Below are 24398 nucleotides of genomic sequence, written 5' to 3' on the forward strand. Positions count from 1 at the left end.
CCTTGAAATTGCATTATCCCTATTCATGTAATGAACCGTTAGCTTATAGCTAACGGAACATGTAGTTTATCTCTTTTGCGGTGCTTTTGACAAGTCAAAGGCACCATGAAGAGCATTAACGGCTTTCTTTAAATCCTCTTCTTTTACAAGCACCCAAATCGTCGTATGGCTGTCAGCAGATTGTAAAATCTGAATACCTTCGCCAGAAAGGGCTGTAACAATTTTAGATGTAACACCAGGCACCCCTGCAATTCCTGCTCCAACCGTTGACACTTTGGCACAGTTGCGAATAACAGCCGGCTCATACCCCAGCCCATGAAGCACATCAATCGCTTTGTCAGTTGCTTCATCTGTTACCGTATATACAACACCCTTCGGTGATATATTGATAAAATCTACGCTGATTTTTTCTTGTGCCATTGCTTTGAATACTTCTGCTTGCGTATCATAATGGCCTTCTTTACTAAAAACTTTAATTTGAGTGACGTTGGATACGTGCGCGATGCCTGTTACAAGGCGTTCTTGCACATCGCTTCCACGCTGCTGTGCTTCACCTTGAGATGTAACGAGCGTACCTGCTGAATCAGCATACGTGGAACGGACGCGCATCGGCACTTTTGCTTGCATGGCGATCTCTACGGCACGTGGGTGAACCACTTTTGCACCTTGATAAGCCATGTTGCATATTTCGTTATATGTGACAACGGATAGCGGTCTTGCATCTTCTACAATACGCGGGTCCGCTGTCATCACACCTTCTACATCTGTGAAAATGTCAATATAATCAGCCATAAGGGCTGCACCTAAAGCTGAAGCAGATGTATCGCTGCCTCCGCGTCCAAGCGTTGTTGTATCACCTTCAGTAGTTGCCCCTTGAAAGCCTGTTACAACAACGACATCATATTCTTCTAATTCTTTTAACAAACGGTCGCATTTCATCTCTAGTATCTTGGCATTGGTAAAATCATCATTCGTCACAAACCCGGCCTGTGCGCCGTTTAACGCTGTAGCTTTAATACCATTTTCGTTTAATAAATTCGTAAACACAACCGATGAAATCAATTCTCCACATGCCATAAGCATATCAAGCTCACGTTTATTAAGAGACGCTTTATTTCCATCAACAAGTGAAAGCAATGTATCCGTTGCATACGGCTCACCTTTTCGTCCCATTGCCGATACAACAACGACTACTTTGTAACCCTCACTTAACGCATTATTTAAATGATAGATTGCTCTCGCTCTTCCTTCTTCGTTACGAACGGAAGTTCCTCCAAATTTTTGGACGATTATTTTCATACTTACACCTCATCATGTTCCGAGACACTCTGGTTGCGCTTATTTTACTAAGCTAAGCTTAATAAGTGATTCTGCAATTTGTACAGAATTCCAAGCTGCACCTTTTAACAAGTTATCAGAAACGATCCACATATGGAAACCGTTATCGCGATCTAAGTCTTTACGAATACGGCCGACAAACACATCTCGTTTACCTACACAATCTGCTGGCATTGGATATACTTGATTTTCTGGATCATCTTGCAATACGATACCAGGTGCATCAGCCAATAAATTTTTCACATCAGCTACCGTTACACCGTCTTTTTCAATTTCAATGTACACTGACTCTGAATGACCTGTTACAACCGGTAGACGAACACAAGTAGCAGCTACTGGCAATTCAGGCATGCTCATAATTTTCTTCGTTTCATTAATCATTTTCATTTCTTCAAATGTAAAACCGTTATCTTGAAATTTATCAATTTGCGGAATAGCATTAAAAGCAATTTGATAATGTTTTTTATCTCCACCAACCGGTAAAATTTCCGGTGTAAACTCTTTTTCTTCTAAAATAGCTTTGGCTTGTTCTTTTAATTCATTAATTGCAGCAGCGCCTGCTCCAGAAACGGCTTGATACGTTGATACTAGCACTTTAGATAAGCCGTATGTTTCGCGCAACGGCTGTAATGCTGCAACCATTTGAATTGTAGAGCAGTTTGGATTAGCAATGATTCCGTTATGTGCGTGTAATGCGTCTTCATTCACTTCCGGCACAACTAACGGGACATTTTCATCCATTCGATAAGCGCTTGTGTTGTCTACAACGATTGCTCCGCGTTTTACTGCCTCTGGTGCAAGTGCTTTTGAAATGCTCCCGCCTGCACTGAATAAAGCAATGTCTACGCCTTCAAAGCTATCAGGAGTTGCTTCTTGCACAACAACTTCTTCTCCGTTAAACAACACTTTTTTACCAGCTGAACGAGCTGAAGATAATAACGTTAATTTACCAACTGGAAAATTACGCTCCTGTAGGGTTTTAATCATTTGTTGTCCTACTGCACCTGTTGCTCCTACTACTGCTACATGTAATTCTCTTGTCATTTTAATACCGCCTCCAACAATTTTCAACTACTCAACATTTATCTGCATATACTGACTATTTTAACATATTATTATGCTTCATTGCGTCAAAGAAGAGAAGATTTTTAAAATCTTCTCTTCTTTGAGATTGAGAGTTCTCTTACAGCCGCAGTATTGAATAGATTCATGCAACAGCAAGAGGCATATATGTCCTATGACTCTTGACCGTCGCGGAACCTTTCGACAATAACAGGCTGAATCTGTTTATCTTCAAGCGCTGCGTACACCGTGTCTGATAACATCGTCATACGCGCTACCATTGAATTCGGCTTAAGCACCGGGTCATCTTGACCAAATGGAATAAAATAAATATTTTTAGTCGCCATTAGCCTCATTAAGTTTACACCATTTAGCCCTAGTGCGTCATTAGTCGAAATTCCCAGTACCACCGGCTTATTATTACGAAGCGTTGCTTTAGCTGCCATGAGTACCGGAGATTCAGTCATTGCATTTGCAAACTTACTCATCGTATTCCCAGTAATTGGGGCAACCACCATACAATCAAGCGGAATTTTTGGTCCTAAAGGCTCTGCTTTTACAATTGTATTGATGACGGCGTGACCTGTTAATTCCTCAATTTTCTTCACCCAGTCTTCTCCATCTCCAAAACGAGTATTTGTGGATTGTACAGTGTAAGAAACAACCGGTAACACTTCTGCTCCCAAATTAACAAGCTTTTCAATTTCTGGCATAACCGCATCATACGTACAGTGAGATCCTGTCAAGCCGAATCCTATTCTTTTACCTTTTAATGACATTATTTTTTCTCCTCTCTCGCATCCGCAGCGTCTTTTAATAAATTCACTAATACATTAGCGACAATCTGACCTGCTGTTTTTGGAGCCACAATTCCTGGAAGACCAGGTGCTAAAATAGCTTTAATTCCCCGTTTTTCTGCATAGCGGAAATCGGTTCCTCCAGGCTTTGAAGCTAAATCAATAATGAGCGCATGGGTCGGGACATTAGATAATGTCTTAGCCGTTAAAATGGGGTATGGAATGGTGTTAATACATATATCACTATCAGCAATTTCTTTATCGAGTTCAGAAAGATAAAAAGGTTGCAAACCCATTTCAGCAATACGTGCTAAATGTTCAGATTTTCTAGCTCCTACTTTTACATTGGCACCGAGTGCAGCAAAGGACCTCGCCACACTCATTCCTACTCTCCCTAAACCTAGGACAGAAATATTTGAACCGTGAATAGTAAAATCCGTATGTTGAATAACAAGCATGATGGTACCTTCAACAGTAGGAATAGAGTTATAAATTGCTACATCATCACGCTCAAATAGCTGAACGAGTTTACGGTTTGTCGTTTTGACTAATTCGTTTAAATACCCATTGCTAATACCCGAATAAATAATGCAGTGCTCAGGCGTTTTTTTAAGTATTTCTTCAGTCAGCACTACTTTTTCATTTGAAAAAATAGTATCTACTTGCCCTTCGTGATTTGTTCCAGGCACTGGAAGGATGATGGCGTCAACATCTGAAAAATCCAGCTCCTCTATCTGATATTTCGTCGCACCTGTAAAACCATGATCTAGCTGATCAAAACCAATAAGAGAGGTTTTTGCATCTAATTGAATTAATTTTCGAATGACTTCAAGCTGCCTAGCATCACCGCCAATTACAGCTATGTGCAAATCCGTTAACATGTTTCATTTTCACCTTCTTTAACATTAAATAGATGTATCTTTCGCTTAAACCATCGAGATGTAAAGTGCTATCATTACGCCCTAGAATGCCTATTGCTTTTCTCCAACATACTATGTAAACACACAGGAATCGGTGAATCTTTATCCCGGAAAATAAAAGAAACGAGATGCAGGAAGCATCTCGTTTCTTATTTTGTTGACTGATTGTTTATGTCTTCTAGCTGCTGGACATTTACAATCACCATATCTGTACCAATTTTTTCGATATTCCCCCACGGCACTCGCACTTCATCTCCTTGCTTTCGAAACCCAAACCACTTCACAGATGGAATAATAAGCGCATTAATTTGTCCCGTATGTTCATTGATTTCAAGATCTGTTTGCCCTAAAATACCCAAACGTTCTGCTCGCTTAACATCTACAATTTCTTTTCCACTCAGTTCGCTTAATCTCATAGTATCCCTCCTTTCATCTAATTTATTGAACAACCATACAAAAAATGACAAAAAAATAAGGCTGGCTCAATTATTTTAGCCAACCTTACTGTTACTGTTTACTTTCCTTTAAAACCTTTAGGTAAATCTCCACTTGGGCTTATTAATGAAAGAGCAAATTCATCTTTGAAAATATCTCGCGCAAGACCATTTACACTATCTTTAGTCACGGCATTAGCAAGGTCTAAAATCTCATCTAATGAACGGTGATAGCCTAGCATTAACTCATTTTTTCCGTTTCTGCTCATACGGCTATTTGTACTTTCAAGACTCAGCATTAAGTTTCCTTTCAGCTGCTCTTTGCTGTTAGCAAGTTCTTTATCCGTAATACCTTTGTCTTTCAGGTCATAAAGCGTTTCTTGAACCGTATCATATAATACGTCGAGCTGATGGCTTCCCGTCCCCCCATAAATCGTTACAAGACCGCTGTCTCGATAAGAAGAATGATAAGAGAAAACAGAATAAGCCAAGCCGCGCTGTTCGCGGACTTCTTGGAACAAACGACTGCTCATGCTTCCGCCAAGCACGTTATTTAATACAATTAAGCTGTATACATCTTCTCCGCCGATTGGCAAACCTTTAAAGCCAAGGCAAAGATGAGCTTGTTCTGTTTCCTTTTTGCGCGCAATATGATTTGTATGGAACTCTGGCTGAACATATTGATGAGCGGAATGACTTGACGTATATGTACCAAAATAGTTTTCCACCTGTTGAATAAAACTTTCATCAATGTTTCCAGCTACTGAAATAACGATGTTTTCGGGAATATACATTTGCTCCATATACTGACGAAGCGAATCACCGTTAAATGTTTTTAACGTCTCTTCCGTTCCTAAAATTGGATAGCCTAATGGATGGTTTCCATATACGGCTTTTCCTAATAAATCGTGTACGATGTCATCAGGTGTATCTTCATACATTTTAATTTCTTCGTATACCACATTTTTTTCACGAGCTAATTCCTCTTCATCAAATGAAGAATTAAAGAACATATCCGCCAGCACATCTAGCGCTTGATCTGCGTGTTCGTCTAATACTTTTGCATAGTAGCACGTGTATTCTTTAGAAGTGAATGCATTTACTTGTCCGCCAATGCGGTCGAAGCTTTCTGCAATTTCACGAGCAGATCTTGTTTTTGTTCCTTTAAAAAACATATGTTCAAGAAAATGTGATACACCATTAATTTCAGGGTGTTCACTTCGAGAACCCGTTCCGATCCAAACCCCAATGGCCACAGATCGAACAGTTGGGATATTTTCCAATACAATTCTTACACCATTTTTGCACGTATATCGTTTTATCAAGCTAGTGCCTCCCTTTTGCTTATCTCACTTACTTCTTAGTAGAAGAAGGTATTTTCATCATTCGTTCTTCATCTAGCATTGTTGACACATCGCTAACTTTCAGGCCTTTGCGTTCAATATCGGTTAACAATTGGTCAAGCGATTCGGCCGTTGATTCAGTCGGGTGCATCAGTACAATAGCCCCTGGGTGAATCTTTTTCATTACTCGATTAATTAACACTTCTGAACTTGGCTTTTGCCAATCGATTGTATCAACTGTCCACATGATGGTACTCATTTTTAACTGAGAAGCAAGCGTTACTACTTCGGGGCGAAAACTGCCGCTCGGCGGAGCAAACCATTTTACTTTTTGTCCCGTAGTAGATGTAATAATATCATTCGTTTTTTTAAGCTGCTGATTGATTTGACTAGCCGATAAAGTGGCCATATCAGGATGAGAATAAGAGTGGTTTCCTACTTCATGCCCTGCGTCTACAATCATTTTTGCCATATCTGGATTATTTTTAACCCATTTTCCTTCTAAAAAGAAGGTTGCTTTAGCATGGTGCTTTTTTAGCACTTCTAACATTTTAGGCAAATACTCGTTCCCCCATGCTACGTTCACTGTAAACGATACCATAGGCTTTTCATCGTGTCCACGGTAGATAGGTTCCTGTGGTAAATCACTCAAGTGAACCTTTGGTCTAACCTGTTTGTACACTAGTTTTTTTTCATCAAATTTACCCGCAGGTTTCATATTTTTATAAGAAGCAGCAAGATCAACTTTTATGCCGTTATAGCCAGGAACCCGTTTCCAAACGGGATCGATTCGTGCATTCGCTGCTGGCTTTTCATAATCTTTTGCTTTTTCTTCAATCTTTTGATATAACGCATCATGCTGAGCAGATACAAGTTGTACATCGGATTTAAGTGCTTCTATATATGCTTCAGCAAAAGGATTATAAATAGATTTATATGTAATTGCCAGTAAAAATAGAAATGCTGTAAATTGCACAATGGTTCTCTTCACTTATCCTTCCCCCTTTACCATTTAAAATATGTATAAAGAGGACAAGGTAGAACAAACATCTACAAACGATAAAATCGCCCTACACATGGATTTTCTTCATGTATGGACGATTTCACAATATCTATATAGTAGTAAAAGAAGATTATTTTGTTTCTTTTGCTTTTTCTTCTTTTTCTTTTTGTTCTTTTAAAATTGCTTTACGAGATAAGTTAACGCGGCCTTGTTTATCAATTTCCATAACCTTAACTAAAATCTCGTCGCCAATCGATACAACGTCTTCTACTTTTCCAATACGCTCTTCTGCAAGCTCTGAAATGTGAACAAGCCCATCTTTTCCGCTGAAGATTTCTACAAATGCACCGAATTTTTCAATTCGTTTTACTTTTCCTAAGTACATTTGGCCGACTTCAACTTCACGTACAAGATCTTCAATGATTTTCTTCGCTTTTTCATTCATTGGCTGATCAATAGAAGAAATGAAGATTGTACCATCTTGTTCGATATCAATTTTAACGCCTGTTTCTTCGATGATTTTATTAATTTGCTTACCGCTTGGTCCAATAACATCACGAATTTTATCAGGGTTAATCGCCATTGTAAGGATCTTAGGCGCATACTGAGAAAGCTCTTGACGAGGCGTAGCAATCGTTGACATCATATGATTTAAGATCTGCATACGGCCTTTTTTTGCTTGTTGAAGGGCTTCGTCTAAAATTTCACGAGATAACCCGTCAATTTTAATATCCATTTGAAGCGCAGTTACGCCATTTTCTGTGCCTGCTACTTTAAAGTCCATATCTCCTAGGTGATCTTCCATTCCTTGAATGTCCGTTAGAATCGAGTAGTGTTCACCTGATTTGATCAGACCCATGGCAATCCCTGCTACAGGTGCTTTAATTGGAACCCCAGCATCCATCATTGCAAGCGTACTTGCACAAATACTTGCTTGTGAAGTAGAACCGTTTGACTCTAATACTTCAGATACAAGACGAATTGTATAAGGGAAATCTTTTTCATTTGGAATAACCGGCTCAAGTGCACGTTCACCTAGCGCACCATGTCCAATTTCACGACGACCTGGTCCGCGCATCGGTCTAGTTTCACCAACACTAAATGAAGGGAAGTTATAGTGATGCATGAAGCGTTTAGATTCTTCTACACTTAAACCATCTAAAATTTGTACATCGCCAAGTGCACCTAATGTACAGATGCTAAGCGCTTGAGTTTGTCCACGCGTAAATAATCCAGATCCGTGTGTACGAGGAAGCAAGTTTGTTTCAGAAGAAAGTGGACGAATTTCGTCAATACTACGGCCATCAGGACGCACTTTTTCTTCTGTGATCAAGCGACGCACTTCACTTTTAACAAGCTTCGATAAAATTTCATTCACTTGATTTAGTACTTCTTCTTCTACAGCTTGCTCTTCAAATTTTGCAGCTACTGCGCTTTTCACTTCTTTAATCGCATTTTCGCGCGCATGCTTTTCTTGAACTTGAACGGCACGGTTCATGTCACCTTCTGCAATTTCGCGAACTTGACGCTCAAGGTCAGCATCAACAGTGTAAAGCTCAACTTCTACTTTTTCTTTGCCTACTGCTGCTACAATTTCTTCTTGGAACGCAATTAATTTTTTAATTTGCTCGTGTCCAAACATAATTGCTTCTAGCATTACTTCTTCCGGTACTTCATCCGCGCCTGCTTCAACCATGTTGATCGCGTCTTTTGTACCAGCAACCGTCAGATGAATATCGCTTTTTTCAAGCTCATCTACCGTTGGGTTTACAACAAATTCGTTGTCTACACGGCCTACGATTACGCCTGCAATAGGACCTTCAAATGGAATATCAGATACTGATAATGCTAATGAAGAGCCGAACATTGCCGCGATTTCTGAAGAACAGTTTTGATCTACGCTCATTACAACGCTGACAACTTGAACTTCGTTTCGGAAACCATCTGCGAATAAAGGACGAATCGGACGGTCGATTAAACGGCTAGCCAAGATTGCTTTTTCACTTGGTCTGCCTTCACGCTTAATGAATCCACCTGGGATTTTACCGACTGCATATAAACGCTCTTCATAGTTTACTGTTAACGGGAAGAAATCTACATTTTTAGGCTCTTTTGAAGCCGTTGCTGTACTTAATACAACTGTGTCTCCATAGCGGATTAATGCTGCGCCATTTGCTTGTTTTGCCAACTGGCCAACTTCAACTTCTAGCTTTCGTCCAGCTAGATCTACGGAGAACACTCGTTTTTCTTGTTCCATATCGACGAGTACCCCTCTCTACATATAAAATATGTATGTAATCAAATGTGATAGTTTTATTATAAACGAAATATCCAAAAACAATAGCTTTTTTCACATTATGTAGCATCTTTAATGTTTCTTAAATGTACATACTAAAAAAGCGGGAATGCTCCCGCTTTCTTCTTATTATCGACGTAAACCAAGTTTGTTGATTAACTCACGATAACGAGTAACGTCTTTGTTACGTAGGTAGTTAAGTAAGTTACGACGTCGACCTACCATTTTTAAAAGACCACGACGTGAATGGTGATCCTTTTTATGAGTACGTAAGTGACCGTTTAGATTGTTAATTTGCTCTGTTAGGACAGCGATTTGAACTTCTGGAGAACCAGTGTCGTTCGCATGAGTTTTGTACTCACTAATGATTTCATTTTTACGCTCTTGTGTGATAGCCATCCTATTCACCTCCTTATTATTAAACCCCAGTTACCGAGCAAAACGTTGGTGAATCGTAATGCCAAGCAATGGTTGTTTTACATACAAGTGTTATGTTACTACTTATTGAAGCAAAAAGCAAGTCGTAGCAGCTATTTATATATATTTTTTTATTTCTTATGCTTTTGAATTCCTTCAAAATAAGCAAGGGCTTCTTCCTTGTCCTTTGAGATCTGACCGACAAGCTCTTCGATGCCGTTGAACTTTTTTTCTGACCGAATCATTCGGTGCCATTTCACCGTTACGTGCTGATCGTAGATTTGTTCGTCAAATGATAATAAGTGGACTTCGATTGTTGGCTTTTCTAAATTATCGTGAAAAGTCGGCTTATAGCCCACGTTGCATACTCCTGCATACCACTTGCCGTGGAGCTGAAGCTCAACAGCATACACGCCGATGCGCGGAAGTAAATACTCATCGTCTAAGGCGATATTAGCAGTTGGAAAACCTATTTGCCTGCCTCGCTTTTCTCCATGAGTTACTGTGCCTGACACTTCATAATAGCGCCCAAGCAGCTCTTTTACTCGATGCATGTCTCCATTTGCTAAATTTTCGCGAATAAGCGTTGAACTAATTTTTTCTTCGCCATTTGTTAACTTATCAATTGTTGTTTGAGTGAATTTTGATCGAGAATGAAATGGTAGTATTTCCATTGTTCCTTTACCTAACTTTCCATACGTATAGTCAAATCCAGCTACCACATGCTGCACATTCAAGCCAATAATATACTGATCAACAAACTCTTGAGGCAATAGTGCTGCAAACTGTTTATCAAAATGAACGATATATAAAAAGTCAATTCCCATTTCCTCAATGAGTTTCTTTTTTTCTTGAAGTGGTGTGATCATATCAATGTGCTGCACGTTGCGCCCGAGCACCACAGAAGGGTGAGGAGTAAACGTCATCACAGCACTAGCTATGCCTTTTTCATCGGCTAACTGTTTTGCTGAATTTATCACTTGCTGATGCCCTAAATGCACACCATCAAAATAACCAAGCGCTAACACTGATTGTTGAACAGCTTCTCGTTGAAAGTGGTGTGGATGTCGAATTTCAATCGTTTCCAAAACACAGTTCACCTTTTCCCTAACCGGTCTAGTCGATTGCCAACACTTTAACCGGCTTCATTAAATGTTTTTTCGTTGGGTGCTGAGCATAAATTGCTAAGCACTTGCCTGCAGAATTTATCATTAAAAAGAATGGTTCCTTTTTTAACTCTTCATCTTCTGTGCACGGCAATACCGCGCCATTTTTCACTTTCTCTGCTAATGTATCACTAATTTGAAGTTTCGGCAAATGATTAAGAGCTTCTTCGATCGAATGCAGTTTCTCATTAATCGTTTCTTCTTCTACCGCCCGTTCAATATCTTCAAATGTCACACAATCTTCTAGTGAAAACTGCCCTGAACCCGTTCGCTGCAAATAAGACATATGAGACGGATAGCCAAGAGCTTCTCCAATCATCACAGCAAGCGTTCGCACATATGTACCTTTGCTGCACGTTACGCGGAATTTGAAGGAAATTTGTTCTCCCTCAAATGTAGCGCGATCATCCAGCAGTTCAAAGCTATAAATATGAATATTTCTAACAGGGCGCTCTACTTCAATTCCTTGCCTTGCATATTCATACAGCTTTTTACCTTTGACTTTTACCGCGGAGTACATTGGAGGCACTTGCTGAAGTTCTCCTGTCATCGAAGACAGCACTTCTTCGATTTGAGCACGTGAAAAAGAATCCACTACTTTCTTTTCTTCTACAATCTCTCCGGAAGAATCTTCTGTTGTTGTAGAAAATCCGAGTGTCACTTCTCCCTCATAGGTTTTAGTAGCTCCTGTTAGATACTCTACAATTTTGGTAGCTCTACCAATACAAATAGGCAATACCCCTGTAACGTCTGGGTCTAATGTGCCTGTATGCCCTACTTTTTTAGTGCGAAGCAGCTTTCGGACTTTAAACACACAGTCGTGCGAAGTCAGGCCAGCTGGTTTATGTAAAACTAAAACACCGTCCACTCATTCTTCATCTCCTTTTCATTTAAAAAAGGGTGTCTCAGAAGCAAAAACCACTTTTGAGACACCCTTTTTTGTTTCTACATTCACTGATCTTATTCGTTCTCTTGATGGTCATCGCTTTCTTTTTTAATTTCATGAAGCAATGATTCAATTCGATTACCATAATCAATTGATTCATCAAACTCAAACGTAATTTCAGGTGTTTTACGTAAACGAATGCGCTGACCGATTTCTGAGCGGATAAATCCTTTTGCTTTCGCAAGGCCTTTTAACGTATTCTCACGCTGTTCAGCATCTCCTAAAACAGAGATATAAACTTTCGCTTGCTGTAAATCCCCTGATACTTGAACATCTGTTACAGTCACAAAACCAATGCGCGGATCCTTGATTTTACGATTTAAAATCTCGCCCATCTCTTTTTTCATTTGTTCTCCGACTCTAGTTGCTCTTATGTTCATCTGTGTCACCCCTTTTATAACCAATCAAAAGTTGTAATGGTACGTTCAATCTCTGGAAAAGAATCAATCAAGCTTAGCGCTTTTTGCAGTTCTTGTTCCGTTGTGACACGGCTAGATGAGACTGCGACAATGCTAATTTTTGTTCGTTGCCACACATCTTGAAAATCAGTTTCTGAAACTGATACGTTAAACCGCTGCTTCAAGCGCATCAAGATGCGCTGAAGCACGGCACGTTTTTCTTTAAGAGAAGCAGCGTCGTAAATTAAGCATTCACACTCCACTAGTCCAATCATTTAGGATCAATTTGCTCCATTACATATGCTTCAATAATATCTCCTTCTTTAATATCATTGAAGTTTTTAATTGTAATACCACACTCATATCCTTGAGCGACTTCTTTTGCATCGTCTTTAAAGCGTTTTAGCACATCTACTTCACCTTCAAAGATAACAATTCCGTCACGGATTAAACGAATTCCACTGTTACGCGTAATTTTACCGTCTGTTACGTAACTTCCTGCGATTGTACCAACTTTTGATACTTTGAATGTTTGACGTACTTCCACCTGACCGATGATTTTTTCAGCAAATTCAGGATCAAGCATTCCTTTCATCGCAGATTCAATTTCTTCAATTACTTTATAAATAATGCGGTGAAGACGAATATCTACGTTTTCTACGTCAGCTGTACGTTTTGCTCCAGCATCCGGACGCACGTTAAAGCCGATAACGATTGCGTTAGAAGCAGTTGCAAGAATGATATCAGATTCTGTAATCGCACCTACACCCGTATGGATAATACGAACATTTACACCCTCTACATCAATCTTTTGAAGAGCAGCAGCCAATGCTTCTACAGAACCTTGTACGTCTGCTTTTACGATAAGGTTTAAGTCTTTCATTTCACCTTGTTTAATTTTTTCAAATAAATCATCTAAGCTTACGCGAGATTTTTCACCGCGCTGTTGTTCAAGCTGCTTTTGAGCACGTGCTTCTCCAATTTGACGAGCTGTTTTCTCATCTTCAAACACTAAGAAACGATCTCCAGCTAACGGAACTTCGTTTAAGCCAGTAATCTCAACCGGAGTAGATGGTCCTACTTCCTTCACACGGCGGCCGATATCATTTACCATTGCGCGAACGCGGCCAAACGTATTTCCGACTACGATTGGATCACCTACGCGTAGTGTACCAGTTTGAACAAGAAGCGTTGCTACAGACCCACGGCCTTTATCTAACTGTGCTTCTACAACTGTACCTGCTGCACGACGGTTAGGATTTGCTTTTAACTCTTCTACTTCACTTACAAGTAAAATCATTTCAAGCAATTGATCGATCCCTTCACCTGAAATGGCTGAAAGCTTACAGAAGATTGTTTCTCCGCCCCACTCTTCAGCTACAAGGCCGTGCTCCATTAGTTCTTGCATCACGCGATCTGGATTTGCTGCTTCTTTATCCATTTTGTTAACCGCAACAATAATTGGCACTTCTGCTGCTTTTGCATGGTTAATCGCTTCAATTGTTTGAGGCATTACACCATCGTCTGCTGCAACAACAAGGATTGTAATATCCGTTACTTGCGCACCGCGAGCACGCATCGTTGTAAATGCAGCATGCCCTGGTGTATCAAGGAATGTAATTTTCTTTTCGTCAACCACAACTTGATAAGCACCGATATGCTGCGTGATACCGCCTGCTTCTGCAGCCGTTACTTTTGTGTTACGGATAGAATCAAGAAGCGTCGTTTTACCGTGGTCAACGTGACCCATGATTGTAACAACTGGAGGACGCACTTGAAGGTCTTTTTCGTCATCAATGATTTCTAATGATTCAAAAGCAGTGTCATCTACTACTACTTCTTCTTCAACTTCTACACCGTATTCTCCGGCAATTAGTTCGATAGAATCTTTATCTAACTCTTGGTTAATTGTTGCCATTACACCAAGCATAAATAGTTTTTTAATAATTTCAGAAGGCTCTTTGCCTAATTCTTTTGCTAACTCAGAAACCGTTAAGCTTCCGACAAACGTTACTTTTTCCGGTAACTCTTTTGCAGCTGCTGGAGCTGGTCTACCTTTTGGTGCCTGTGACTTTTGTGCCTGTGGCTTTTTGTTACCTTTATTGTTTCCTTTGTTAGCTGTTGATTTTGTATTTTTATTCAATACTTTCACCCCCATAAAATTAACCGAGCATCGTTGCTAGCTTTTTAGCAAATCCCTCGTCCATAACGGCCACCACAACTCGAGCATCCTTACCAATCGCTTGACCTAGCGTGTAGCGATCGGGAACGATTTTAACCGAAACATTGTAGTAAGAACATTTATCCGTTACTTTTTTCTTTGTGTTTTCAGACGCATCGCTTGCTAAAAGTACTAACTTTGCTTTTTGTTTCCGAACTTCTCTAACCACAAGTTCTTCTCCAGAAATCAATTTGCGTGCACGGTTTGCAAGCCCTAAAAAGGAGATCCATTGTTCATTCATTAGCGTGACTGTTTCTCCTTTTCTACAAGCGCTAGCAACTCTTCATAAACCGCTTCATCTATTGACGCGCCTAAATGTGTCGAAAGCACATTTTTCTTTTTTGCCAATAAAATTGCTTCTTTATCCTTGCTTACATAAGCTCCGCGCCCGGACTTTTTACCCGTTACATCAACTGAAACGTCGCCTTCTTTTGAGCGTACAACGCGTACTAGCTCTTTTTTAGGCTTCATTTCTCCAGTGGCCACACATTTTCGCATCGGGACTTTTTTACGATTGTTCACCTTGGCTCACCTCTTATTCCATATCTTCATCTGAATCAAATGCATGTTGACTTACTAGCATATCATCGCTGTTTTTTACAACCATACCTTCTTGTTCAGCTTCTGATTGACTTTTAATATCAATTTTCCAGCCTGTCAGCTTAGCAGCTAGACGTGCATTTTGTCCACGTTTACCAATTGCAAGTGACAGCTGATAGTCAGGAACGATAACAGTTGTTGCTTTTTCATTTTCATCTACAATCACATCTACTACCTTAGATGGACTTAGGGCATTGGCAACAAATTCAACTGGGTCATTTGACCAGCGAACGATGTCAATTTTTTCACCTTTTAGTTCATTTACAACAGCCTGTACGCGCTGACCTTTTGGCCCAACACAAGAACCGACCGGATCTACTTCAGCATACTCAGAATGAACAGAGATTTTTGAACGGTCTCCAGCTTCGCGAGCTACTGATTTTAATTCAACTGTACCGTCATAGATTTCCGGTACTTCTTTTTCGAAAAGACGTTTTAAAAGACCTGGGTGCGTACGTGAAACATAGATTTGTGGGCCTTTTGTTGTTTTTTCTACTTTCGTAATATACACTTTAATACGATCATGAGGTTTATACTGCTCATTTGGCATTTGCTCGCTTTGAGGAAGCAATGCTTCAATTTTGCCAAGGCTCACATAGATGAAGCGAGAATCTTGACGCTGAACAATACCTGTCATAATATCTTCTTCGCGATCGCTGAACTCTGAATAGATAACGCCTCGTTCCGCCTCACGAACACGCTGTGTAACAACTTGTTTTGCTGTTTGAGCCGCGATGCGTCCAAAGTCTTTTGGCGTTACTTCGATTTCTACAACATCGTCTAGCTGAAAGTTAGGGTTGATTGTTTGTGCTTCTTCAACCGAAATTTCCAGGCGTGGATCATATACTTCATCAACCACATCTTTGCGAGCAAACACGCGCATTGAACCTCTTTCTAAATTTAAATCAACGCGTACGTTTTGCGCTTGGTTAAAGTTGCGTTTGTAAGCAGAAATTAGCGCTGCTTCAATTGCTTCAATAATTACATCTTTGCTAATGCCTTTCTCTTTTTCAAGAATGACTAAGGCATCAAATAACTCACTGCTCATCGTTGGATAATCCCCCTTTAATATTGGCCCCTACACATTAAAATACAATCGCTAATCGAGCAAAAGCGACTTTGTCATATGGTAAAACCACCGTTTTTGTGCGTGTTTTGATACGAATAGATAATGTGACAGTTTCTCCGTCAAATGATTGTAATTCGCCTTCAAATTCTTTTGCACCTTCAATTGGTTCATATGTTTTTATGTATACATGCTTACCAATTGCACGTTCAAAATCTTTATCTTTTTTTAATGGGCGTTCCGCACCAGGCGATGACACTTCTAAGAAATAGTTATGAGGGATTGGATCTACTGCATCCATTTTCTCACTCAATTTTTCACTTACTGCTCCGCAGTCTTCGATATCCACGCCGGTATCAGAGTCGATAAACACACGTAAAAACCAATCTTTTCCTTCTTTTACGTATTCAATTTCAACAAGCTCTAAATTCATTTCCTCCAAGATAGGGGAAACCATTTCTTCCACTGTTTGTTTTACATTTTTACTCATTCTAATCCTCCCTTCGAGACATTGCATGGTATGTTTAGGTTACGCGTTTTTTATGTCTCTTATATCAAAAAAGAGTGGTTTATTTGCTATTTTTATTTTGCACTCTATAAGAGGTCTAACCTACTAGAGTGGAAATGTTGTCATTTGTGTTGCAGGATTTTAAACGTCACATAATAAATCAATCATGGTGATTGAAAATCTACAGAAAAAACGAATCATGCTAGAAGCCGATTCGTTCTCCATACTACTTACTATGTCAGTAAGTTCATATCAATAAGAAAGAGCGGGTTTCCCCACTCTTTCTCGTCCGTATCCTTAGCATTTCCACAATTACTATATCATAACCGCTTATTTTATGCAAATGTTAGAAAAGAGAAAGCTGGTTCTGATCAGGTAATGATTCAAGGCATCCATGGTTGTCTAGATACTCTAAAATCGTCTTCGATACTTTGCCTCGCTGCTGCAAGTCTTCTTTCGATAAAAACTCTCCCGTTTCACGAGCTTTTACAATGTTCAGCGCTGCATTTGTGCCAAGACCGGGAATAGCATTAAACGGTGGAACTAAAGACGTTCCGTCAATTAAAAATTCGTCCGCGCTCGATTCATATAAATCTACTTTTTTAAATGAATAGCCTCGTTCGCACATTTCTAAAGAAAGCTCAAGCACCGTTAATAAGTTTTTCTCTTTAGGAGATGCATCTAAACCTTTGGCATTGATTTCTTCCATCTTCGCTCGAATGGCAGTTGAGCCTTTGATCATCGTATCAATATCAAAGTCATCTGCACGAACCGTAAAGTATGCTGCGTAATAAAGAAGCGCGTGGTGCACTTTGAAATAAGCAATACGCACGGCCATCAATACATAAGCAGCCGCATGGGCTTTAGGGAACATATACTTAATCTTTTTACAAGAATCAATATACCAGTCCGGAACACCATTTTTGATCATTTCTTCTTCAAATTCAGGTGTTAGCCCTTTTCCTTTACGCACAGATTCCATAATTTTAAAGGCAAGTGAAGGTTCTAGACCTTGATAAATTAGATAAACCATGATGTCATCACGACAGCCAATTACTTCACTTAAGTTGCAAATATCATTGCGAATTAGCTCCTGCGCATTACCAAGCCATACGTCCGTCCCGTGCGACAGTCCCGAGATTTGAACAAGCTCTGAAAACGTCGTTGGTTTCGTATCTTCTAACATTTGACGCACAAAGCGCGTTCCAAATTCAGGTATGCCAAGCGTTCCTGTTTTACACATAATTTGCTCTTCTGTTACGCCAAGTGATTCCGTTCCGCTAAAAATTTTCATCACTTCAGGATCATCCGTCGGAATCGTTTTTGGATCAATTCCACTTAAATCTTGAAGCATGCGAATCACGGTCGGATCATCGTGTCCGAGTATATCAAGTTTTAATAAATTATCATGAATCGAATGGAAGTCAAAATGAGTTGTTCTCCATTCGGAATTACGGTCGTCAGCTGGAAACTGGATCGGTGAAAAATCGAAGATATCCATATAGTCCGGCACAACGATAATCCCCCCTGGATGCTGACCAGTTGTACGTTTTACGCCCGTACATCCTGCTACTAAACGATCCACTTCTGCGTTTCGTAAATGTAAATCACGGTCACCAGCATAGCCTTTTACATAGCCATAAGCTGTTTTTTCGGCTACTGTACCGATTGTTCCCGCGCGGTATACATTATCTTCTCCAAACAATACTTTTGTATAGTTATGAGCTCGCGGCTGATACTCTCCGGAGAAATTCAAATCGATATCGGGAACTTTGTCACCTTTGAATCCTAAGAACGTTTCAAACGGAATATCGTGTCCATCTTTAATAAATGGTACGCCACAATCGTCGCAGCTTTTGTCCGGCAAGTCGAATCCGGAACCAACGGAACCGTCATTAAAAAACTCGGATTTCTTACATTTTGGACAAACATAATGCGGCGGCAGTGGGTTTACTTCTGTGATTTCCGTCATCGTCGCAACGAATGAAGACCCTACGGAACCACGTGAACCAACTAAGTAACCATCATTCAAGGATTTTTTAACGAGTTTATGCGAGATCAAGTAAATAACGGCAAACCCGTGGCCAATAATACTTTTCAACTCTTTCTCTAGACGAGCTTCTACTACTTCAGGCAGCTCTTCACCGTAAATGCTGCGTGCCATCGCATAGCTCATTTCACGCATTTCTTCGTCTGCACCTTCAATTTTCGGCGTATATAAATCATCTTTAATTGGTTTAATATCGTCAATCATATCCGCTATTTTTTGCGTATTATGAACAACAATTTCTTTCGCTTTGTCCCCATCTAAAAATGAAAAACAATTCAGCATCTCATCCGTTGATCTAAAGTGAACATCCGGCAGCTGATGACGGTTTAACGGATTAGCCCCGCCTTGTGAACCAATTAAAATTTTTCGATAAATTTTGTCTTCCGGATTGAGATAGTGAACATTTCCTGTTGCTACAACCGGCTTTCCAAGCTTTTCACCAAGCTTCACAATATTGCTGATAATATCTTTTAAAGCTTTCTCATCTCGCACTAAATCTAGTTCAATTAAGTGCTTGTAGTTGTCAGGAGGCTGCACTTCGATGTAATCATAAAATTCAGCTGCTCCTTCTACTTCATCGATTCCTTTTTGCATCATGCCTTCGAATACTTCGCCCCGGTCACATGCGGTTCCAATCAAGATGCCTTCTCGATATTTGTCGAGCTGAGATCTTGGAATTCGCGGAACTCGATAAAAGTAATTTAAATGAGAAATCGAAACGAGTTTAAATAGATTTTTTAAACCTACGTCGTTTTGTGCTAAAAGCGTAGCATGATAAGGACGGGCCCGCTGATATGCATTCCCTTCTCCCATATAATCATTTAAGCGATCGTGCATCGTAATTTCGCGTTCAAATGCATCTTTCAGCATTTTATTTAACAAATAGCCTGTTGTTTCCGCATCATAAATCGCGCGGTGATGCTGCACAAGTTCAATATCAAACTTTTTAGCAAGAGTATTTAAACGATGGTTTTTCATATGCGGATACAAAAATCTTCCGAGTTCAAGCGTATCAATAACGCCGTTGACTGCTTTTTCTAATCCGATTTTTTGCAGTCCCATATTTAAAAATCCCATATCAAAGCTTGCATTATGAGCGACTAAAATACTGTCGCCCATCCACTCGTGAAAATCCCGAAGTACTTCTGAGATTTCAGGCGCATTTTGGACCATATCATCTGTAATACCCGTCAGTTCAATTGTTGTTGCAGACAGAGGATGATGAGGATTTGCAAACCGTTCAAATCGATCGATGATTTCGCCTTCTTTCATCTTCACGGCAGCAAGTTCAATAATCGTATCGTATACGGCTGACAAACCGGTTGTTTCCACGTCAAATACTACGTAAGTTGCTTCTGTCAAATCCACATGCTGCGGATTATAGGCAATCGGAACGCCGTCGTCTACTAAATTGACTTCCACTCCGTACAGTATTTTAATACCGTTCTTTTTCCCGGCTCCATACGCTTCAGGAAACGACTGTGCAACCGCGTGATCAGTTATCGCTACAGCCGGATGTCCCCATTTTTTGGCTTGTCCGACTAAAGCTCCAACAGATGAAACGGCATCCATTTGACTCATTGGCGTATGCAAGTGAAGTTCCACACGCTTTTCATCTTCAGGCGCTGTATCCTGTCTAGCGGGACCGGTAATCTCGTTGACATCATTTCCAATCATAACTAGATCACGGACAAATGTATCGTTTTGTACACTTCCGCGAACCTTTACCCACATTCCTTTTTTAATTGCTTGAAGTAAAGGAATATCTTCTTTGTCACGTGAAAACATTTTAACCATAATAGAGTTTGTATAATCTGTCACTTTAAAAATAAGAAGCGTACGTCCGCTTCGTAATTCTCTAGTTTCTGCATCAAATACGTATCCTTCAACGGCAATTCGCTTTTCTTCATCCACAATGGAGTCCAGGCGAACCGTCTCGTCTTTAATCGTATATCCAATTGTAAGCGGACCTTTTGGTAGGTCTGGTCCATCACTTTTTTCATTTTCTTTATTCTGCATTTCTGTGATGGCTTGTAATACTTTTTCTGTATCTTCTTGTTTTCGTTGCTCTACAAACTGCTGAAATGCTTCTTCTGAATGTACAACTTCCGTCATTAGCTGAAGGTTTGGAAACCCATAGGACGCATACTGATCAGCAATTAACTGACTATACTTTTTACGTAAAGCCGTTCCTTCTGCATCATGTCGTGCGTTCACAATCAATTTGGCACCGTTCAATCTCGGCATTTGATCTTGTAAAAGCGACTGTAAAAGGGGAGATATGCCCTGCATTTCTCCAATACAATGCTTCCAATATGACTGTACATGCTCTTCCCTACATTCTTTATTAACGGTTTGAATAGAAAAAGAAACACTCGCAATATGAGAAAAAGCTGAAGACATGCGAGCATGGAATAACTCATAAATCTCAAAAGGTAATAACCCTTCTAAAGAAAAATGGAAATGCCATTTTTTTTGTTCTTTCTGAATGACGAGCTTTTCAATCGCTGCGTTTTCAAAGTAAGGAACAATTTGATCACTCGTCAGCTCTAACTGCTGCAGCAGCAACTTAAAACGCTCTTTTTTTCCTAGCGTTTGTGCTTCCAAGTTTTCTGCCTCCTTTTATAAATGAGTGCAATCTATTTTAACATAAATGACTTCTATTCTGTCATATGTTCTGTTTATAAACATAAAAACAGCAGGGATACAAATCCCCGCTGCTTCATTACTTCGCTAGCAGTTCTTTCACTGTTGAAACAAGATTGTCAACTGACACTTCTAATGACTCCCCAGTTTTACGTACTTTTACTTCTACAATTCCTTCAGATGCACGTTTACCAACTGTTACTCGAACAGGAAGACCAATTAAATCTGAATCTGCAAATTTTACTCCTGCACGCTCTTGGCGGTCATCTAACAGCACTTCAAAGCGATTATCTAATAACTCATTATATAATTTCTCACCTAGTTCACGCTGTTCATCATTTTTCACGTTAACTGGAATAACGTGCACTTGATAAGGCGTAACAGCTTCTGGCCATAGAAGACCGTTCTCATCATTAAATTGTTCTGCAATCGCAGCTACTGTACGAGAAACACCGATACCATAGCAGCCCATAATCATTGGCTGGCTGCGTCCGTTCTCATCTAGATACGTTGCCCCCATCGCTTCACTGTAGCGAGTTCCTAGTTTAAAGACGTGGCCCACTTCAATACCTTTAGCGAACTTGATAACGCCTTGTCCATCCGGTGACTGATCCCCTTCTTGGATGAAGCGGAAATCTTCGTAAGTTGCATTAAAGTTACGTTCATTTACATTTGTGTAGTGATAACCTTCTTCATTTGCTCCGCATACACCGTTAACAATTGCTTTTACCGCATGATCAGCTACCACTTCTACTGAATCACTTACACCAATCGGTCCTACTGAACCAACTGCGCATTTTAATACTTCTTTTGTTTCTTCTGGAGTTGCCAGTTCAACAACGGAAGCTTCAAAATAGTTTTTCACTTTAATATCGTTTACTTCGTGATCCCCGCGAACAAGTACAAGCACAAAACGATCATCTACTTTAAATAAAAGAGACTTGATACAAGAAGTCGCTTCAACATTTAAGAAAGCAGCTACGTCTTCAATGCTATGCTGATTTGGTGTTTCCACTTTTGTTAATTCTTTTTCAGCTTCACCTGATTTTTCATACGTATTTACAACCGGTGCCATTTCAACATTTGCTGCATAAGAAGATGTATCTGAATAAGCGATTGTATCTTCCCCGATTTCAGAAAGAACCATAAATTCATGCGTATCTTTTCCGCCCATTGCACCTGAATCAGCGATAACCGCACGGAAATTTAATCCGCAGCGCTCAAAGATGCGGCTGTAGGCAGCAAACATTTTATCATATACTTCATCTAAACTTTCTTGAGAAGCATGAAACGAATATGCATCTTTCATAATAAATTCACGACCGCGTAATAAGCCAAAGCGTGGACGTTTTTCATCGCGGAACTTCGTTTGAATTTGATATAAATTTAGCGGTAAACGTTTGTATGACTTCACTTCGTCACGAAGCAAGCTTGTGATAACTTCTTCGTGTGTTGCTCCCAAAGCAAATTCGCGGCCGTGACGATCTTTCATACGCATTAACTCAGGTCCGTATGAATACCAGCGGCCAGACTCTTGCCACAATTCAGCTTGTTGTAAAGCAGGCATTAATAATTCGACAGAACCTGCACGGTCCATCTCTTCACGAACAATTTGTTCAACTTTTTGCAATACGCGCTTACCAAGCGGTAAAAAGCTGTACACGCCGCTTGCATTTTGGCGCATATAACCTGCGCGCAATAGAAGCTGATGGCTTTTTATATCCGCATCAGCTGGCACTTCTCTTAATGTAGGAATCAATGTAGAACTTTGTCTCATAACCTCGCACCTCTTTGCTTACTTCTCTATCTTATTTTTTTAAGGCGGACCATGCCGCAATTTTCATATAATCAGCGAGGGAATATCCCTCGCTGAGCGTATGTCTTATAAAAAGAACTTTTGAATATCGTTCCACGTTACAACAAGCATCAGCAGCATTAATAAAGCAAAACCGATAAAATGAACAATGCCTTCTTTTTGACGATCAATTGGCTTACCGCGAATGCCTTCTACAGCGAAGAACAATAGTCGTCCTCCATCTAAAGCAGGAAGTGGAAGCAAATTGACAATCCCTAAGTTAATACTTAAAACGGCTGCCCATTTCATTAGATAATAAATGCCTGACTGTGCTACTTGATCGGTTGCTGCGTAAATACCTACAGGACCAGAAAGCATATCCAGTTTGAACTGTCCTGTCACAAGCTTCCCTAGACCCGTTAAGATTTCTTTCATCCACGTATATGTCTCAGTAGCTCCGTGCGTGATCGAACCAATGAATGACTTTTCAACCGGTGCATATACGCCAATTAATCCAATTGTCTGTTCCCCAACTTTGCGACTTTCAGGTGTAATCGGAATATCTAGCGTTTTGCCGCCGCGCTGAACCGTGAATGTAATTTGCTGTTCAGGATGTTTTTGAATTACTTTTACGACATCATCCCACGTTGAAACACTTTGTCCATCAATTGCTTGAACTTTATCTCCTTGTTTGAGTCCCGCATCAACGGCTACTCCATCTGATGTTAATTTGCCCATCACGGGTTTGTCAACAACATATCCTTGAGAAATCCCAAGAACGATAAAAATAACAAAGGCTAATATAAAGTTCATTAGCGGACCAGCGAAGATGGCTAGCGCACGCTGACCAAGAGTTTTAGAAGCAAACTGACGGCTGTAAGGTGCAATTTGAATTTCTTCTCCGTCCATAACGAAGTAAGATTCTTCTGCTACATCAAATTTTTTCAGACGTTCATCTTCACCTTCTTCATAACCTGAAATAAATAGATTATGCTCTAAGTCTGCTTGCTCTACCTCAATAACTTTTGCATTTGGATGCTGTTCCTTGTTATTAATAATGACTTTATTTACTTTGCCTTCCTTATCAAACATGAGGCCCACCATTTGACCAGGCTTTACTTCGATCATTTCTGGGTCTTCTCCAGCCATTCGAACAAATCCACCTAGAGGAAGCAAGCGAATGGTATAAACTGTTTCATCTCGTTTAAATGAAAAGATTTTGGGACCAAACCCAATGGCAAACTCACGGCATAAGATGCCTGCACGCTTTGCAAAAACTAAATGACCAAGCTCATGAAAGAATACAAGAGCTCCAAAAATGACGACAAACGCAATGACTGTGTTCAATGGGTATTACCCCCTTCATGTAATAGAGTCAAATCTCCACCCACC

General features: G+C 40.0%; 20 protein-coding genes and 1 pseudogene. All 21 read right to left on the reverse strand.

Features of this window, described 5'->3' with window-relative positions:
- Nucleotides 1-66 precede the first annotated feature (66 nt).
- Entirely contained in the window at nt 67-1299 is a 1233-nt protein-coding gene (dapG, locus tag MMB68_RS01935; protein WP_221784434.1) for an aspartate kinase, read from the reverse strand.
- 39 nt (nt 1300-1338) lie between these two features.
- On the reverse strand, nt 1339-2382 hold the full coding sequence (asd, locus tag MMB68_RS01940) for an aspartate-semialdehyde dehydrogenase (protein ID WP_013058824.1): 1044 nt from the start codon (nt 2380-2382) through the stop codon (nt 1339-1341).
- A 191-nt stretch (nt 2383-2573) separates the two neighbouring features.
- Nucleotides 2574-3179, reverse strand: coding sequence for a dipicolinate synthase subunit B (locus MMB68_RS01945; RefSeq protein ID WP_013058825.1), 606 nt, complete (start codon nt 3177-3179; stop codon nt 2574-2576).
- Nucleotides 3179-4078, reverse strand: a complete 900-nt coding sequence (gene dpaA, locus MMB68_RS01950; RefSeq protein ID WP_013058826.1) for a dipicolinic acid synthetase subunit A — start codon at nt 4076-4078, stop codon at nt 3179-3181. Before dpaA ends, MMB68_RS01945 begins: the two co-directional genes overlap by 1 nt.
- A 188-nt stretch (nt 4079-4266) precedes the next feature.
- Nucleotides 4267-4533 carry a YlmC/YmxH family sporulation protein gene (locus MMB68_RS01955; RefSeq protein ID WP_016765372.1) on the reverse strand — a complete coding sequence of 89 codons (267 nt, stop codon included), beginning with the start codon at nt 4531-4533 and terminating at the stop codon, nt 4267-4269.
- Nucleotides 4534-4631: 98 nt separating this feature from the next.
- A complete protein-coding gene (locus tag MMB68_RS01960; RefSeq protein WP_277548109.1) occupies nt 4632-5876 on the reverse strand; it encodes a M16 family metallopeptidase in 1245 nt (414 codons plus the stop codon).
- Between the two features lie 28 nt (nt 5877-5904).
- Nucleotides 5905-6885 carry a polysaccharide deacetylase family protein gene (locus MMB68_RS01965; RefSeq protein ID WP_013058829.1) on the reverse strand — a complete coding sequence of 327 codons (981 nt, stop codon included), beginning with the start codon at nt 6883-6885 and terminating at the stop codon, nt 5905-5907.
- A gap of 142 nt (nt 6886-7027) precedes the next feature.
- The gene (gene pnp, locus MMB68_RS01970) at nt 7028-9154 is read right to left on the reverse strand and encodes a polyribonucleotide nucleotidyltransferase (protein ID WP_264408520.1); all 2127 of its coding nucleotides are present in this window, start codon (nt 9152-9154) and stop codon (nt 7028-7030) included.
- Nucleotides 9155-9322: 168 nt separating this feature from the next.
- A complete protein-coding gene (gene rpsO, locus MMB68_RS01975) occupies nt 9323-9592 on the reverse strand; it encodes a 30S ribosomal protein S15 (protein WP_013058831.1) in 270 nt (89 codons plus the stop codon).
- A gap of 149 nt (nt 9593-9741) precedes the next feature.
- A complete protein-coding gene (ribF, locus tag MMB68_RS01980) occupies nt 9742-10698 on the reverse strand; it encodes a bifunctional riboflavin kinase/FAD synthetase (RefSeq protein ID WP_221784437.1) in 957 nt (318 codons plus the stop codon).
- A 28-nt stretch (nt 10699-10726) separates the two neighbouring features.
- Nucleotides 10727-11644 carry a tRNA pseudouridine(55) synthase TruB gene (truB, locus tag MMB68_RS01985; RefSeq protein ID WP_221784438.1) on the reverse strand — a complete coding sequence of 306 codons (918 nt, stop codon included), beginning with the start codon at nt 11642-11644 and terminating at the stop codon, nt 10727-10729.
- Between the two features lie 92 nt (nt 11645-11736).
- A complete protein-coding gene (gene rbfA / locus MMB68_RS01990; RefSeq protein ID WP_013058834.1) occupies nt 11737-12102 on the reverse strand; it encodes a 30S ribosome-binding factor RbfA in 366 nt (121 codons plus the stop codon).
- A gap of 14 nt (nt 12103-12116) precedes the next feature.
- Nucleotides 12117-12395 carry a DUF503 domain-containing protein gene (locus MMB68_RS01995; protein ID WP_013058835.1) on the reverse strand — a complete coding sequence of 93 codons (279 nt, stop codon included), beginning with the start codon at nt 12393-12395 and terminating at the stop codon, nt 12117-12119.
- Nucleotides 12392-14260 (reverse strand): annotated as a pseudogene (gene infB, locus MMB68_RS02000) (translation initiation factor IF-2); the annotation flags it as partial. The gene MMB68_RS01995 and the pseudogene infB, both read right to left, overlap by 4 nt.
- A gap of 22 nt (nt 14261-14282) precedes the next feature.
- Nucleotides 14283-14582 carry a YlxQ family RNA-binding protein gene (locus tag MMB68_RS02005; protein WP_013058837.1) on the reverse strand — a complete coding sequence of 100 codons (300 nt, stop codon included), beginning with the start codon at nt 14580-14582 and terminating at the stop codon, nt 14283-14285.
- Nucleotides 14582-14863 (reverse strand): RNase P modulator RnpM, encoded by a 282-nt coding sequence (gene rnpM / locus MMB68_RS02010; RefSeq protein ID WP_013058838.1) that lies wholly within the window; start codon nt 14861-14863, stop codon nt 14582-14584. The genes MMB68_RS02005 and rnpM overlap by 1 nt, the downstream gene beginning before the upstream one ends.
- A 13-nt stretch (nt 14864-14876) precedes the next feature.
- Nucleotides 14877-15989, reverse strand: a complete 1113-nt coding sequence (gene nusA / locus MMB68_RS02015) for a transcription termination factor NusA (RefSeq protein WP_013058839.1) — start codon at nt 15987-15989, stop codon at nt 14877-14879.
- A gap of 37 nt (nt 15990-16026) precedes the next feature.
- Nucleotides 16027-16497, reverse strand: coding sequence for a ribosome maturation factor RimP (gene rimP / locus MMB68_RS02020; protein WP_013084764.1), 471 nt, complete (start codon nt 16495-16497; stop codon nt 16027-16029).
- A gap of 364 nt (nt 16498-16861) precedes the next feature.
- Nucleotides 16862-21172, reverse strand: coding sequence for a PolC-type DNA polymerase III (locus MMB68_RS02025; RefSeq protein ID WP_277548112.1), 4311 nt, complete (start codon nt 21170-21172; stop codon nt 16862-16864).
- A 118-nt stretch (nt 21173-21290) separates the two neighbouring features.
- Entirely contained in the window at nt 21291-22988 is a 1698-nt protein-coding gene (locus MMB68_RS02030) for a proline--tRNA ligase (RefSeq protein WP_050689625.1), read from the reverse strand.
- 105 nt (nt 22989-23093) lie between these two features.
- Entirely contained in the window at nt 23094-24353 is a 1260-nt protein-coding gene (gene rseP, locus MMB68_RS02035; RefSeq protein ID WP_277548114.1) for an RIP metalloprotease RseP, read from the reverse strand.
- Between the last annotated feature and the right edge of the window lie 45 nt (nt 24354-24398).

It is taken from the genome of Priestia sp. Y58, assembly GCF_029522095.1.
Lineage (GTDB): Bacteria > Bacillota > Bacilli > Bacillales > Bacillaceae_H > Priestia > Priestia megaterium_E.